The following is a 765-nucleotide window of genomic DNA, read 5'->3' as shown; positions in this document are numbered from 1 at the left end:
ACGCTGACAGCGCCTAACGCTGTTAACGAAGGTGGGCAGATTACGTACACCGCCACGCTCTCCAACAAAGCTGGCACTGATGTAACGCTGAAGTTGGATAACGGTTCGTCGATCACGATCAAGGCTGGCGACACGGTTGGCACCGTAACCGTGCCCGCCCCTACCGATGACGTGTTCATCGATAAGAGCACCCAGACGGTCAAGATCACTGAGACTACTGGCGGCAACTTCGAAAAACTGGAAGTTGCAGGCAATGGCGCAACGACCACGATCAACGACACCATCGACAAAGTCGATGTAGTCCTAACGGCCACCACCACCGTTGGGGAAGGCGGCAACATCGTTTACACCGCCAGCCTTGTGGATAAAAACGGCGCACCGGTGACCAACATCACCAATCCGTTAACCGTGACTTTGGATAACGGCAAAACCATCACCATCGGCGTAAACCAATCGAGCGGTAGCGTTTCGGTTATTGCTCCGGATGATATCTATAAAGGCGATCAAACCGTCACCACCGCCATCAAAGGCGTAACAGGCGGCGAGCATTTCGAGAATCTGGTCCCTGGCACTACCGCGGTGAACACCACCGTTACGGACACTCCGGGTACCGATAACACCACCACCGTGACGCTGACAGCGCCTAACGCTGTTAACGAAGGTGGACAGATTACGTACACCGCCACGCTGTCCAACAAGGCGGGGACCGACGTCACGCTGAAGCTGGATAACGGTTCGTCGATCACGATCAAGGCTGGCGACACT

Annotated in this window: 1 protein-coding gene; it reads left to right on the top strand. The window is 55.3% G+C overall.

Annotated features, from left to right (window positions below; translation table 11 throughout):
• The coding region (locus DK871_RS29385; RefSeq protein ID WP_375139754.1) for an immunoglobulin-like domain-containing protein at positions 1–765 on the top strand (765 nt) is incomplete at both ends.

The organism is Pseudomonas sp. L13, assembly GCF_009935965.1.
GTDB classification, from domain to species: Bacteria; Pseudomonadota; Gammaproteobacteria; order Pseudomonadales; family Pseudomonadaceae; genus Aquipseudomonas; species Aquipseudomonas lactis.
The sequence above is the reverse complement of the archived record's forward strand: the minus strand, read 5'-3'. Positions and strand labels throughout refer to the sequence as shown.